Source organism: Yersinia alsatica (assembly GCF_025133195.1).
Lineage (GTDB): Bacteria > Pseudomonadota > Gammaproteobacteria > Enterobacterales > Enterobacteriaceae > Yersinia > Yersinia alsatica.
On the sequence record NZ_CP104006.1, the window covers coordinates 4,678,820 to 4,692,770 of the forward strand.

A 13,951-nucleotide genomic window follows, 5' to 3' on the forward strand; every position below is an offset into this window, starting at 1 on the left:
GGTATTAGCCTCCCAGCTTACTTTTGTCGCGCACCGCACCTTTGTCGGCGCTGGTTGCCAGCAGGGCATAAGCGCGCAGTGCATAAGAAACCTGACGTTCGCGGGCTTTCGGTGACCATGCGGCATCACCACGGGCCTCTTCAGTTTCACGACGAGCAGCCAGCTCAGACTCACTCACATCCAATTTAATGCCACGGTTCGGGATATCGATATCAATGAAATCGCCATCCTGTACCAAACCAATCAGGCCACCACTGGCCGCTTCCGGAGAAACGTGACCAATCGACAAACCAGAGGTTCCGCCAGAGAACCGACCATCCGTCAGCAATGCACAGCTCTTACCCAGCCCCATGGATTTCAGGTAAGTAGTCGGATACAGCATTTCTTGCATCCCCGGCCCGCCTTTCGGCCCTTCGTAGCGAATCACCACCACATCGCCCGCGACGACTTTTCCGCCCAGAATAGCGGCTACCGCATCATCCTGACTTTCATAAACTTTAGCCGGACCACGGAAGGTCAAACTGTCTTTATCCACACCGGCGGTTTTTACAATGCAGCCATTAGCGGCGATATTGCCGTACAACACCGCCAAACCACCGTCCTGACTGTAAGCATGTTCACGCGTGCGGATACAACCCTCTTCGCGGTCGGTGTCCAGTGACGGGAAACGGCAATCCTGAGAGAAGGCTTTGGTGGTACGGATACCCGCTGGGCCTGCGGAGTACATGCTTTTGACCTTTTCATCGCCGGTCAGCATAACGTCATAGGCCGCCAAGGTTTGTGGCAGATCCAGCCCCAACACGTTACGAACCTCGCGGTTAAGCAACCCGGCACGATCCAACTCACCTAAAATACCGATAACGCCACCGGCGCGGTGTACGTCTTCCATATGGTATTTCTGAGTGCTTGGAGCCACTTTGCACAAATGAGGCACCTGACGAGATAACCGGTCGATATCACTGATATCGAAATCAATATCCCCTTCCTGTGCCGCAGCCAGCAAGTGCAATACGGTATTGGTGGAACCGCCCATGGCGATATCCAGCGTCATGGCATTTTCAAATGCGGCTTTGTTGGCAATGCTACGCGGCAAGGCGCTGATATCATCCTGTTCGTAATAACGTTTGGTCAGCTCGACAATATGTTTGCCCGCATCCAGGAACAGTTGCTTACGATCCGCATGTGTTGCCAGCAGTGAGCCGTTACCCGGCAGAGCCAGACCCAGTGCTTCATTCAGGCAGTTCATCGAGTTGGCGGTAAACATCCCGGAACAAGAGCCGCAAGTTGGGCAGGCCGAGCGCTCAATCTGCTCGCTGTCGGCGTCGCTGACATTCGGGTTAGCCCCCTGAATCATGGCGTCTACCAGATCCAGCTTGATGATTTTGTCGGACAGCTTGGTTTTACCGGCTTCCATTGGGCCGCCGGACACAAAGATCACCGGGATATTCAGGCGCAGAGACGCCATCAGCATCCCTGGGGTAATTTTGTCGCAGTTTGAAATGCAGACCATGGCATCCGCGCAGTGGGCGTTAACCATGTACTCAACAGAGTCGGCAATCAATTCACGTGAAGGCAATGAATAGAGCATGCCGCCGTGGCCCATCGCGATCCCATCATCCACCGCAATAGTGTTGAACTCTTTAGCCACACCGCCAGACGCTTCAATTTGCTCCGCTACCAGTTTTCCTAAGTCGCGCAAATGAACGTGGCCCGGTACAAACTGGGTAAATGAGTTAACTACCGCAATAATCGGTTTGCCGAAGTCATCATCGGTCATACCGGTAGCGCGCCACAGTGCGCGGGCGCCGGCCATATTGCGGCCATGGGTGGTGGTATGGGAACGGTACTTAGGCATTGTCTCTTCACTCCAGGTTATGCTGTATTGCAGGTGGCGAACGAACCACCTGCTGATTCTGTCTATCTATTTTTATTGTGGATTGATTGGATCCAACCAACCGTATTTATCTTCGGTTTCACCGGTAAACAGGCCAAAGAAGGCTTGTTGAATCTTGCTGGTAATCGGGCCGCGTTTACCAATGCCGACCTGAATGCCATCCACGCTACGAACCGGGGTAATTTCTGCCGCAGTACCGGACATAAACACTTCATCCGCCAGATAGAGGGATTCACGTGACAAGACTTGCTCACGGACTTCCAGACCCATATCTTTAGCCAGTTTGATGATGGCGTCGCGCGTGATGCCCGGCAGAGCAGAAGAGGTAAATGGCGGTGTGAACAGAATGCCATCTTTCACTTCAAACAGGTTTTCACCGGCACCTTCAGACAGGAAGCCGTGAATATCCAGGGCAATCCCTTCCTGATAACCGTGGCGACGTGCTTCGCTGCCCACCAGCAAGGAAGACAAATAGTTGCCCCCAGCTTTAGCGGCGGTTGGAATAGTGTTCGGCGCAACACGGTTCCATGAAGAAACCATGGCATCAATACCTTGCTCCAGCGCTTCTGCACCCAAGTAGGCACCCCATGGGAAGGCCGCAATGATGACATCCGTCTTATAACCATCTGGCGGATTAACACCCATGCCGACATCACCAATAAACACCAATGGGCGGATATAAGCGCTGGTCAGATTATTTTTACGCAGTGTCTCGCGGCAAGCTTCCATCAGCTCATCAACCGTCTGAGAAACCGGCATACGGTAAATTTTGGCGGAGTCATGCAGGCGCTGCATGTGTTCGCGGTGGCGGAAAACGACCGGCCCTTTATGGGATTCGTAGCAACGAACACCTTCGAAGACTGACGTGCCATAGTGTAACGCGTGAGACATCACGTGAACTTTAGCCTCTGCCCACGGAGTCATTTCGCCGTTAAACCAAATGTAATCAGCTTTCTTCGTCATTCTTTTCTTTCCTTGTGGCGCATCAGGCGCGTATCTGTAATGTATTAGGTTGTAGGATCTCGACGCAGGCGACATCCATAAGCTTACTCAGCTGAGAAGACAGTAAATCGACAGGTCGCCCGCTGGCAACGGTCAATTCAATATTAATATTCTCAGCATTAATCATTGGCGACATATTCATAGCACAAACCTGAAAGCCGCGGTGCCGCACAACCCGCAATACGCGCTCTAACATCTCAGGGCGGAAGCGGGCTTGGATAGAGAGTTGATGTTGCATCATGAGATTTTCTCCAGCATGGTTTCATTACCTGCGCCTGGCGGCACTAACGGCCAAACGTTTTCGAGTTCGTCGATGGAAACCTGGAGCAAATAGGGGCCTTCACTGTTAAACAGTGCATCCAGAGCGGCGTCGACTTGGTCTTTGCGGGTGATACGTTGGCCGGGGATATTGAAAGCACTGGCCAGTGTGATGAAATCGGGGTTATCAGAAAGATTGGTTTCGCTATAACGTCCATCAAAAAACAGTTGCTGCCACTGTCGAACCATACCCAATCGCTGGTTATCCAATAAAACGATTTTCAGCGGCAACTGTTTTCGTTTTATCGTACCCAACTCCTGAACATTCATCATAAACGAGCCATCGCCGGAGACACAGATAACCATGTCATCAGGACGAGCCATTTGCGCACCAACGGCGGCGGGAACGCCAAAACCCATCGTGCCCAAACCGCTGGAGGTGATGAAATTCTCAGGGCGAGTAAAGTTCATGTGTTGTGCAGTCCACATCTGGTGCTGGCCCACATCGGTCGTCACCACGGTTTGTGGGGCTTTACGCTCAGAGATTTGCTTAAGCAACAATGGGGCATAAATTGCTTGGCCGGGATGGTCATAACGCCAGCTATGCTGTTGTTTTAACGCTATAACCTCATCACGCCATGGCTGAATATTCAGCGGTTGCTGTAACGCGGGCAACAATACTTTCAAATCGCCTTGTAACGCAACGTGTGCCTGACGCAATTTACCCAACTCTGCCGGGTCGATATCCATATGGATAACTTTTGCTTTCGCGGCGAATGTATTCAGTTTCCCGGTTACGCGGTCATCAAAACGGGCACCTACAGCGATTAATAAATCACAATCCTGCACCGCAAAGTTCGCGGCTTTGGTGCCGTGCATGCCTAACATACCCAAATAACAAGGATGCTCGCTATCGGGTGCGCCCAAACCTTTCAACGTCGCGACCGCAGGCACACCGGTTACTTCGATAAACTGACGTAAAGCGGGAACCGCCTGCGCCATGCCGACACCGCCGCCAACATACAGCATCGGTTTTTTAGCTGTCGCCAACATATCCCAGGCTTGTTGTAACTCCGCTGCAGAATCAACCAGATGCTCTTCAACTGGCATCAAATGTGGGGTCAAATCGCCCACAGCTAACTGAATGTCTTTCGGGATATCAATTAAAACCGGCCCAGGGCGGCCGCTGGTAGCAATAGCAAAGGCTTCAGCCATAATGCCCGGCAATGCATCCAGTGATTCAACCAAGAAACTGTGTTTGGTACAGGCCAGCGACAGGCCTAAAACATCAATCTCCTGAAAAGCATCGGTACCGATTAATGCAGAACCAACCTGACCGGTGATAGCAATAACCGGCACTGAATCTAACAAAGCATCAGCCAAACCGGTGATCAGATTAGTGGCTCCGGGGCCGGAAGTGGCAATACACACCCCGACTTTTCCGGTGGCACGTGCGTAACCGATAGCGGCAATCGCAGCGCCCTGCTCATGGCGGCAGAGCAAATGCTCAACACCACCATCATACAAAGCATCGTAGACAGGCATAATCGCCCCGCCCGGATAGCCGAATACCGTATCAACACCCTGTGCACGCAACGCTTGAACCACCCACTGAGCACCATTCATAGTTATTTCCCCGACCTTTTGCGGGAGGAGCAGGATTTTATTCTGTTGTGCATTTTATGTTCCTCGCGTCTTTTAACGTACCAATAAAAAAACCCCCGGACCTTTCGGTGCGGGGGTTCTCTTGAGATTAAGGCTTGATTTTTATGCCTTTATTCGTCCAAGTGCAGCCCCGCACGGTGGGATAATAATCACCACCACGCTAATTAGGACTAGGTTAATCACTTGGACAATCGCTTTCATAATTAGGTTGTTCATCTATCTAGTGTCGAACGAATACCTACAGAGTTATCACAGTTATCGGTTATCTGACAATATTTATTTAAATTATTATTTTGTGAGCATGGCCGCGAAATACCATAAACATATTATTTATCAATCAGTAAAAGCCTCATTGAATGTTTGGTCTTTTTTTGCGCCCTGTACCGCAATTTTTGATTTGCACATCGCCATTGCAGCGAAACTTCTCGTGAGGTTTCGCAAATCAATCCTTTTTCTGTGTGCCGAAAAAAAACCTGCGGCATTCTACAGTCACGCCCAAACAGCAGGGACGCATTACGGCAAAGGAAGGCATCATGTCACTGGCAACTATTCATACTCGCGCCACTTTAGGTATTCAGGCTCCCTCAGTCACCGTTGAAGTCCATATCAGCAATGGATTACCAGGGTTAATCTTGGTTGGCTTGCCAGAAACGACAGTAAAAGAGGCGCGGGATAGAGTCCGCAGTGCATTAATCAACAGTGGTTTCACCTTTCCCGCCAAGCGGATCACAGTCAGTTTGGCTCCGGCAGATTTACCCAAAGAAGGTGGGCGTTATGACCTGCCTATCGCTTTAGCAATATTGGCGGCTTCAGAACAGATTCCTGCGGATAAATTAACGCACTATGAGTTCTTGGGTGAGTTAGCACTATCGGGGGCGCTAAGGCGGGTTAACGGCGCGATTCCGGCGGCGATCGCCAGCAGTCAGGCCCATAGGCAATTAATTCTGCCAACAGCAAACAGCCTTGAAATTGGGCTTATCCCACAAGGCAACAGTTGGGTCGCTGACCATTTGTTAGCGGTATGTGGTTTCTTGCAAGGCGAAAATGCCCTCGAGCAAGGTCAATCCATTGAATATGCTACAGATTGTGCTAGCCATCTTGATCTGCAAGATATCATTGGCCAATCACAGGCAAAACGCGCACTAGAGATAGCGGCAGCCGGCGGGCATAACCTGCTGTTACTCGGGCCACCGGGTACCGGCAAAACTATGCTGGCTAATCGGTTAACCGGATTGCTGCCCCCGCTCACAGATCAAGAAGCACTGGAGGCCGCTGCCATTAATGGTTTATTACACAGTAATGAGCTGCCGACTCAGTGGCGCTGTCGGGCTTTTCGTGCCCCACATCATAGCGCGTCGATGGCTGCCCTGATTGGCGGTGGCTCTATTCCCCGCCCTGGAGAGATATCACTGGCACACAATGGCGTACTTTTTCTGGATGAGCTGCCGGAGTTTGAACGTCGGGTGCTGGATTCACTGCGCGAACCGCTAGAGTCGGGTGAAATTATTATTTCCCGAGCGGCAGCCAAAGTGTGTTTTCCGGCTAAAGTACAACTTATCGCGGCAATGAATCCCAGTCCCAGTGGTCACTATCAAGGTATCCATAATCGAACATCCCCGCAGCAAGTCCTGCGCTATTTGGCAAAACTGTCTGGCCCATTTTTGGACCGATTTGATTTATCGATAGAAGTACCATTACTGCCCGCAGGCATGCTGGGTGCGCAAAAACATCAGGGGGAAAATAGTGAAACCGTCAAAAAACGGGTATTACAGGCAAGACAGAAGCAGTTGGATCGCGCAGGGAAAATAAACACACAACTTAACAGCAAGGAAGTGGACGAGCATTGCTATTTAACATCAGAGAATGCGGCATTCTTGGAACAGGTTTTGCTGACTCTGGGGCTATCTGTACGCGCCTGGCACCATATTTTGAAAGTCGCCCGGACGATTGCTGATTTAGCTCAGGAAGATAATATCCAAAAAAAACATCTTTCCGAGGCACTAAGCTATCGTTGTATGGACCGGCTGCTTTTGCAGTTGCATAAGAGCCTAATGTAAAAAGTAAAAAGGGGGCTAAAGCCCCCGCAATACTATACCCAAAGTCATTAGAGTCACAGGTAGGTAGCAAGCAATTGCACCACGATGAGCTTACAAAAGTAAGTGATCCGGGTGGACGCGAGTCGCTAGCCCCTGCGGCTTTAGGTACGATACTAGTCGTCGTTATCGGTATAGTCTTCCACTGCATCCACCTGCGGCTTGCCGCCAGACAGCGTGTGGAAACGTTTAGGACGACGAGTCCGGGTCACATATTTGGACCAAACTTTTTCCTCGGCACTAACAGGCTCGCGTTCACCGCGGCAAACAGCCACAAATGAATGCTCTTCTTCAGTTGCTGGTTCGCGTTTCCCGAGATCGAGTTCGTTAAAAGCATGGCCGTGGCGCTCTAGTAATTGCGCCTCTTTAATGGTGAAATCGCCGTGACGCGAGAACCCGCGAGGATAATGTTTATTATCAAAAAAACGATTGGTCGTGATGAAGCTATCCGCCATCTGACACGCTCCTAATTCTCTCATGGTCGTGCTGTTTATGGCGCGGAGTATTAGATAGGCTTGACATCGTGTAAAACAAAACATTTAAATCTTAACGACAAAAAAAATTGGAGATAGGTGTGGATACCGAATTACTGAAAACCTTTTTGGAGGTCAGTAGAACTCGCCACTTTGGTCGCGCAGCTGAATCTTTGTACTTAACGCAGTCCGCGGTAAGTTTTCGTATCCGTCAGTTGGAAAATCAATTAGGTGCAAATTTATTCACTCGTCATCGCAATAATATTCGTCTAACCCCAGCAGGTGAAAGGCTGCTGCCCTACGCCGAAACCCTGATGAGTACCTGGCAGCTAGCCAAAAAAGAGGTGGTACATTCACTGCAACACACCGAGTTGTCCATTGGTGCAACCGCATCACTTTGGGAGGCCTATCTCACTCCCTGGTTGCAACAGTTATATAAACAACGTGAAGCATTGCGCCTTGAGGCTCGTATTGCACTGCGACAATCGCTGGTGAAGCAGTTGCACGAACGGCAACTGGATTTATTGATAACGACCGAAGCCCCTAAAATGGACGAATTGGCCAGTTTACTGTTAGGGCATTTTTCGCTACGGCTGTTCTCATCGTCCCCCCTTGATCTGGCAGAAGAAATGGATGGCGATGCCGAGCATAAAAATGCAATTGAGGCACCGTATATCAAACTTGAATGGGGGGCTGATTTCCATCAGCAAGAGAATAGATTACTCAATAGCGAGCAGATGCCAGTACTGACCACGACCTCGGCCCATTTAACCCGGAAACTATTAGAAACAACCGGCGGCTGTGCTTTTCTGCCCGAACATTGGCAAAAAGAGTATCCACAGCTGGTGATTAACGCTGATATACCGCCTATCGTGCGGCCACTGTATGCCGTTTGGTTGCAAAACAGTGACCAGCAAGTATTAATCCGACAGTTATTAAAAACCCCCATGAATAACGCAGCACAAAGCGCTATACAGGATTAAGTGGCGGCGGCTGAGGGCGAGCTCGACGATTTAAGTAAAAAGCACTCATCGCCTTCTGGATAGCAATAAAGCTGAATAACAAAATTCCGATGACAATCTTGGTCCACCATGAACTGAGTGTGCCATCAAAAGTAATGTAGCTCTGTATCAAGCCCTGAATCAAAACACCAAACAGGGTGCCAAAGACGGTACCGATGCCACCGGTCAGTAATGTGCCACCGATAACCACAGCGGCAATAGCATCCAGTTCAACACCACTGGCCGCCAATGCATAACCTGCCGAGGTGTAGAGGGAAAAGACAATTCCAGACAGCGCAGCCAATGTACTCGACAGCATGTAGATTTTTATCGTAGTTTGGCGAACCGGGACGCCCATCAGGGCGGCTGAAACACTGTTGCCCCCTATGGCATAGACGTTATGACCAAAGCGGGTACGATGGGCCAGCAAAATACCAAACACGACAACCAAAAGCATGATGAGGGCAAGCAGAGTAAAGCGTCCACCGCCGGGGACTTTCCAGGCATAATTCGCCAGCGTGGCATAAAGCGGGTGATCAATAGGTATGGACTCTTCAGAGACAATAAAGCTCATACCACGAACAAAAAACATTCCGGCGAGGGTAATAATAAACGCCGGGAGTTTCAGGGAATCAATAATCCAGCCCATGAATGCGCCAAACATCGCCCCCATCACCAAAACCATGGCAAAAGCATACATCGGGTGAATGCCATAAGTTCCAATTAACTTCGCCAGCAATACACCGGTGAAAGCAATGACCGAGCCGACGGATAAATCGATGCCCCCCGATAAGATAACAAAAGTCATACCCACAGCAACAATGCCCAGAAAAGCATTATCAGTCAGTAAATCGCACCATACTCGGGTAGACGAAAAGCTGGGGAACTGGCTAAGACAAAATGCATATCCTAGGATAAAAACGGCGATAGTTATCAGCAAAGGAATATTACGCTTTAGCATTATTTTCGCCTCCGGAAGATATGGCTCAATGAAATCATCGGTGACTGCACCACCAGGACGGCTAGTACAACAATGGCTTTAAGAACCAGATTGAATTCCGGTTGATAACCCGAGAGTAAAATCCCTGTATTCATTCCCTGAATAATCAAAGCACCAATAACTGAGAGCAAAAGGTTAAAACGCCCTCCCATTAATGAAGCCCCGCCAATAACCACCGCTAAAATGGCATCCAACTCCAACCATAAACCGGCATTATTCGCATCTGCACCTCGAATATCTGCGGTCACAATAATGCCGGCAACTGCCGCGCAAATACCGCAAATCACATACACAGCAATCAGTACCAGACGAGTACTCACCCCCGCATTACGTGCTGAGCGTAAGTTGATACCGACCGACTCAATAAATAGCCCCAGTGCTGTTTTACGAGTCAATAACCACACAATAATCAGCATACCCAATGCAATAACCACTGACATCGGCATATACATCAAAGTAGTGCTACCTAATTTTGCCAAACCACCGCTATCAAATGTAACGATTTGCCCTTCGGTAATCAGTTGGGCGATGCCTCGCCCTGCCACCATTAACATCAAGGTGGCGACAATCGGCTGGATTTGTAATACCGCCACTAAAAAGCCATTCCATAGCCCGCACAATGCTCCAACCACAAGTGCCGCAGCCAAAACCGTTACCAAAGGATATCCTGCACTGGTCAGAGTCGCCGCCGTAGCACCAGCAATCGCCATCACGGCTCCGACAGATAAATCAATCCCTCCGGTTGCGATAACCAACGTCATTCCCAGCGCCAATAAAGCAACTGGAGCACCACGATTTAAGATATCAATCACACTGCCAAACAGCCGCCCGTCCTGAATATGAATTGAGAAAAAATGCGGGGCGACCAGACTATCAATCAATAAAATAACTGCCAGAGCACCAAACTGAGTGGCACCTTTCGGTAAAACCCATTTAACTTTGCGCGGCTGTTGCGTCATTGACAGGCTCCTGTTTCCCATAAGGTCACTCCTTATTGCACCGCGATCGCCTGCATGATGGCAGGAACAGAAATCTCATCATGACCAAGTTGTGCAATGTGCCGGCGATCACGCAGGACAATGACGCGATCGGCATAACCTGCCAATTCCTCCAATTCGGAAGAGATGATTAATAGCGCCAACCCTTCATCACACAGTTTCTCAATCAGTCGAATAATTTCAGCATGAGCGCCCACATCAATGCCGCGAGTTGGCTCATCTAAAATCAAAAATCGAGGTTTTGTGGCCAACCAGCGGGCTAATAATACTTTTTGCTGGTTTCCGCCGGAGAGATACTGAATTTGCTGTTCAGGGCCAGGAGTACGAATACCCAATTGCTGGATAAAATCTTCTGCAATTTGGGTCTGTTCACGCATAGAAATTGGCCTCAACCACCCACGTTGGGCCTGTAGAGCCAGAATAATATTTTCTCGGACAGTGGCAGCCCCCACGATACCATCGGTTTTCCGATCTTCTGGGCAGTAACCAAAGCCAGATTTAGAGGCCTTCCGGGGTGTTCTGATTTTAACTGGCTTACCTTGTATTTTGGCTTCGCCATTATCCGGAGTGGTCACACCAAAAATTAATTGTGCCGTTTCGGTTCGACCAGATCCCAATAACCCGGCAAGCCCAACAATTTCACCGGGAGAAACCGATAAATCAAAATTCTCAACCACACCGCGGCGACCATAATTTTTAAATTCGACTAATGGCTGATTTACAGCAATATTATGTTCACCACGCTTTAATAATTTCTCATCGAAACTGTGGCCCAGCATCATCTGAACCAATTCAATACGCGGGAGTTCCGTCGTGGTTTTAGTGCCGACAAGTTTACCGTTACGCAATACTGTTATCCGGTCACTGATTCGATAGACCTGATCGAGAAAATGAGTCACGAAAACCATGCCAATGCCCTGATCACGTAACTGGCGTAGAATATCCAACAACATGCTGACTTCTTTTGCATCCAAGCTCGCTGTTGGCTCATCCAAAATCAGTACTTTGGCAGAAAGGTCCACTGCCCGAGCGATCGCAACAATCTGTTGTATTGCAATAGAAAAATCGGCTAAAGGACGCTGAACATCTAGCATCAAACCATAACCTTGCAGTAATTTTTCCGCCTGTTGGTTCATGGTTCGATGATCAATAAATCCCCAACGTAATGGCTCGCGACCAATAAAGAGATTCGCCGCAATAGAAATATTTGGTAGTAGATTGACCTCTTGATAAACAGTGCCAATACCCATCTTTTGGGCATCAGCAGTGTCAATGGGACAAATGGCCACGCCATCTAAATAAACCTCACCAGCGGCGCGCTTATAGACTCCGGTTAGTGCTTTGATTAACGTCGATTTTCCTGCTCCATTTTCCCCCAGCAAAGCCACAACTTCGCCACGATGCAGAGAAAAATCTACAGAGTCCAATGCCTTAACACCAGGAAATTCAACTGACAAGCCACGGACTTCTAGCAGTGTTTCCATCAGATGTACCCACGTTCAAAAACGACTCAGATATTGCCCAAATACAGGTGACGAAAGCAGGCGGGGCAAGCCCCGCCATTTGAATCAATAGCCAAGGCTCTTCTTGGATTCATATTCCTGTTTAGCCGTATCCGGCTGCAACAGGCGAGATTCTGTCTGGATAAATTTAGGAGGTTGGGTGCCGTCTTTCTTCAGCGCAATTAATGCATCAAAAGCAGGGCCAGCCATATTTGGTGTCAATTCAACCGTAGCATTAGCCTCACCACTGCTCATTGCTTTGAAAATATCAGGAACACCGTCGATAGAAACGATTTTGATTTCTGAGCCAGGTTTCAAGCCAGCTTCTTTAATGGCTTGAATGGCACCAATCGCCATATCATCGTTATGTGCATAAACTGCACAGATATTTTTGCCATTTTGCTCTGCTTTAATGAAGCTCTCCATAACCTCTTTACCTTTACTACGTGTGAAATCCCCTGATTGGGAGCGGATTATCTTCACGTTAGGTGCTGAGGCTATCCCGTCTGCGAAACCTTTTTTACGGTTAATCGCCACACTGGAGCCAACCGTACCTTGCAGTTCGACAACGTTACAAGGCTTGCCCGCAACATCTTTCAGCAGCCATTCGCCGGCAACTTTACCTTCATATACACTGTCCGAAGCTACCGCGGCTGTATATAAAGAGGGATCATTCACTTCAATCATACGGTCCAGCAGAAATACAGGAATTTTAGCTTCTTTCGCTTCCTGTAAAACTGGCGTCCAGCCAGTAGCAACGACAGGAGCGATAAAGATGGCATCAACACCTTGAGCAATAAAGGATCTCACCGCTTTGATTTGGTTTTCTTGTTTTTGTTGGGCATCCGCGATTTTTAATGTTATTCCGCGTTTTTCAGCCTCTTGCTTAGAAACCTTGGTTTCCGCAGAGCGCCAACCGGATTCTGAACCAATCTGAGAAAAGCCCACGACTAACGGAGCCGCCTGGACTGCACTACACATTGCTGCTGTTACAGCTGCTGCTAACAGTAAACGCCTGTACATATTTCTCTCCTCACTTGCCATCGTTGAGCCGTTGACCCGCTACTATTGCGAAGAACAGTTAAGATCATCCAGGCCATTTACTGCCCTGAACTTCGGCCAATTTGCAGATAATGTTGATCTCAAAGCATATGATGTTTTTTAAGGTGAGCTTCCTGATAGCTAAAATGTTAATTAGTTTTAGTACATTTTGTAAAAGTAATAATGAGCAGTGTCACACCACAGAATAACAATCGTTTTGTACATAAATTCAGCTAAATAGGTATGTATTGGGAACGTTACCTGCTAAATTTTCATAGCAGATTTAAAAGAAATATAGGTAATTAACGGTTATTAATTGAGCGAGAGATATTGTTTGAAGGGATAAAATGGGCAGGATTTTCTATGTAGAATAATAAAACAAGGGGCTATATAGAGAAGAAAATGGAAGGGAAAGGCTTATCTAGAGGGTTGCTGAGAGTATAGGAAATAGGGCAAATGATTATTTTGGGCATAAAAAAACCCCTCGTTTTCACGAAGGGTTTTCAATATGGCAGGGGCGGAGAGACTCGAACTCGCGACACCCGGTTTTGGAGACCGGTGCTCTACCAACTGAGCTACGCCCCTAAATTACGCTTAACATTATGCCTGCTAAAATTAGCAGGCATAATTTAAATAAGTGGCGGAACGGACGGGGCTCGAACCCGCGACCCCCTGCGTGACAGGCAGGTATTCTAACCAACTGAACTACCGCTCCACCGATTCTTTTACGTGTATCTTCCTGATACTTACCCTTTTCAGGGCCAGCGCTTCTCGCTGTGCAAAACCGCGCTTGGCGATTTTGTCCATCACCAGATGTCACTCTGATGATGCGTGTTTGATGCCTGGCAGTGTCCTACTCTCGCATGGGGAGACCCCACACTACCATCGGCGCTACGGCGTTTCACTTCTGAGTTCGGCATGGGTTCAGGTGGGTCCACCGCGCTATGGCCGCCAGGCAAATTCTGTTTTAATCAACCCGCTACACTATAACTCCCATGCAGCCAGCCAATTCAATCTGTAAACA

The 13,951-nt window shown here is 48.8% G+C and carries 12 protein-coding genes, 2 tRNA genes and 1 rRNA gene; 2 read left to right on the plus strand and 13 right to left on the minus strand.

Translation table 11 applies throughout. The annotated features are described in order from the left end of the window. Positions 1-4: 4 nt before the first annotated feature. The 5 genes from ilvD to ilvL form a co-directional block, all read right to left on the minus strand. The gene (ilvD, locus tag N0H69_RS21160; RefSeq protein ID WP_050110854.1) at positions 5-1,855 is read right to left on the minus strand and encodes a dihydroxy-acid dehydratase; all 1,851 of its coding nucleotides are present in this window, start codon (positions 1,853-1,855) and stop codon (positions 5-7) included. Between the two features lie 72 nt (positions 1,856-1,927). After that, positions 1,928-2,857 carry a branched-chain amino acid transaminase gene (locus N0H69_RS21165; RefSeq protein WP_050123922.1) on the minus strand — a complete coding sequence of 310 codons (930 nt, stop codon included), beginning with the start codon at positions 2,855-2,857 and terminating at the stop codon, positions 1,928-1,930. 22 nt (positions 2,858-2,879) lie between these two features. After that, positions 2,880-3,137 carry an acetolactate synthase 2 small subunit gene (ilvM, locus tag N0H69_RS21170; protein ID WP_025379943.1) on the minus strand — a complete coding sequence of 86 codons (258 nt, stop codon included), beginning with the start codon at positions 3,135-3,137 and terminating at the stop codon, positions 2,880-2,882. Then, positions 3,134-4,780 (minus strand): acetolactate synthase 2 catalytic subunit, encoded by a 1,647-nt coding sequence (gene ilvG, locus N0H69_RS21175; protein WP_050135668.1) that lies wholly within the window; start codon positions 4,778-4,780, stop codon positions 3,134-3,136. Before ilvG ends, ilvM begins: the two co-directional genes overlap by 4 nt. A 141-nt stretch (positions 4,781-4,921) precedes the next feature. Then, complete coding sequence (ilvL, locus tag N0H69_RS21180) at positions 4,922-5,020, minus strand: ilv operon leader peptide (protein ID WP_071817873.1); 99 nt, start codon at positions 5,018-5,020, stop codon at positions 4,922-4,924. A gap of 332 nt (positions 5,021-5,352) precedes the next feature. On the opposite strand from ilvL, the gene N0H69_RS21185 reads away from it, so the two are divergent. Continuing rightward, positions 5,353-6,876, plus strand: a complete 1,524-nt coding sequence (locus tag N0H69_RS21185) for a YifB family Mg chelatase-like AAA ATPase (RefSeq protein ID WP_050152165.1) — start codon at positions 5,353-5,355, stop codon at positions 6,874-6,876. Between the two features lie 152 nt (positions 6,877-7,028). Here the strand turns inward: N0H69_RS21185 and N0H69_RS21190 are convergent, their stop codons facing one another. After that, positions 7,029-7,367, minus strand: coding sequence for a MaoP family protein (locus N0H69_RS21190; RefSeq protein ID WP_050110846.1), 339 nt, complete (start codon positions 7,365-7,367; stop codon positions 7,029-7,031). 119 nt (positions 7,368-7,486) lie between these two features. Here N0H69_RS21190 and hdfR point away from each other — a divergent pair, with 119 nt between their 5' ends. Continuing rightward, entirely contained in the window at positions 7,487-8,368 is an 882-nt protein-coding gene (gene hdfR, locus N0H69_RS21195; RefSeq protein ID WP_050147695.1) for an HTH-type transcriptional regulator HdfR, read from the plus strand. On the opposite strand, the gene yjfF is transcribed toward hdfR, so the two are convergent. The 7 genes from yjfF to rrf all read right to left on the minus strand — a co-directional run bounded on the left by yjfF (position 8,355) and on the right by rrf (position 13,883). Then, entirely contained in the window at positions 8,355-9,347 is a 993-nt protein-coding gene (gene yjfF, locus N0H69_RS21200; RefSeq protein ID WP_050147696.1) for a galactofuranose ABC transporter, permease protein YjfF, read from the minus strand. The genes hdfR and yjfF overlap by 14 nt on opposite strands. Beyond that, entirely contained in the window at positions 9,347-10,345 is a 999-nt protein-coding gene (gene ytfT / locus N0H69_RS21205; RefSeq protein ID WP_050110840.1) for a galactofuranose ABC transporter, ATP-binding protein YtfT, read from the minus strand. The genes yjfF and ytfT overlap by 1 nt, the downstream gene beginning before the upstream one ends. Before the next feature lie 32 nt (positions 10,346-10,377). Next, on the minus strand, positions 10,378-11,868 hold the full coding sequence (ytfR, locus tag N0H69_RS21210; protein ID WP_050135663.1) for a galactofuranose ABC transporter, ATP-binding protein YtfR: 1,491 nt from the start codon (positions 11,866-11,868) through the stop codon (positions 10,378-10,380). A gap of 84 nt (positions 11,869-11,952) precedes the next feature. Further along, positions 11,953-12,909, minus strand: coding sequence for a galactofuranose ABC transporter, galactofuranose-binding protein YtfQ (ytfQ, locus tag N0H69_RS21215; protein WP_005162730.1), 957 nt, complete (start codon positions 12,907-12,909; stop codon positions 11,953-11,955). 527 nt (positions 12,910-13,436) lie between these two features. Then, a tRNA-Trp gene (locus N0H69_RS21220) sits at positions 13,437-13,512 on the minus strand. Between the two features lie 53 nt (positions 13,513-13,565). Next, positions 13,566-13,642: transfer RNA gene (locus N0H69_RS21225), tRNA-Asp, on the minus strand. 125 nt (positions 13,643-13,767) lie between these two features. After that, positions 13,768-13,883: ribosomal RNA gene (gene rrf, locus N0H69_RS21230) — 5S ribosomal RNA — on the minus strand. Between the last annotated feature and the right edge of the window lie 68 nt (positions 13,884-13,951).